This window comes from Limosilactobacillus viscerum, assembly GCF_947387525.1.
Taxonomy (GTDB): domain Bacteria; phylum Bacillota; class Bacilli; order Lactobacillales; family Lactobacillaceae; genus Limosilactobacillus; species Limosilactobacillus viscerum.
Map to the genome: position 1 here is coordinate 1 of NZ_CANDNW010000075.1, position 543 is coordinate 543.

The window sequence follows — 543 nt, forward strand, 5'->3', positions numbered from 1 at the left end:
AAAACTGCATCATTTTGAATTAGTCCGTGATCTTTCAAAGCCATGGTAAAGTAGACAAAGGCATGTTTAATTAGCTTACTAGCGTGCTGACTGCGTCGAAAATTATTGATGGTATGGTAGCTATAAGTATAGTCATGAGCTAACCAACGCATCGGCAGGTTCTCATCCAACATCATTTCAATTTTTCTGCCAGAATAAGTTTGACGTGAGTAAGCAAACAAGAGAATCTTAAGCATTATTGCTGGATGCGATGAAGGGCGGCCAGTAGCCGCTACAGAATCTTCTAATAGCACATTTTGTGGAATCGAGTCGACAAAATCACTAATTAGTCGCGCAACATGATTCTGTGGTAAATCATAGTTATAGTTTAGTACGAATTCAGTTTGTCCTATGGTATAATTTTGATACATGGAAATCGCTCCCTTTAGTTGTTTTTGTGGTAATTACATCATATCAGGAACGATTTCCTGTGTACATAAAAACCGGATGATGAATTGTTCAAAAAATTCATCATCCGGTTTTTATTTTGGACTAGGAGTTTTT

The 543-nt window shown here is 37.0% G+C and carries 1 protein-coding gene; it reads right to left on the reverse strand.

From position 1 onward, the window contains the following. Window positions 1-410 (reverse strand): transposase (locus tag QOS07_RS09305; protein ID WP_283588655.1); only part of this gene is annotated, 410 nt, incomplete at its 3' end. Window positions 411-543 lie beyond the last annotated feature (133 nt).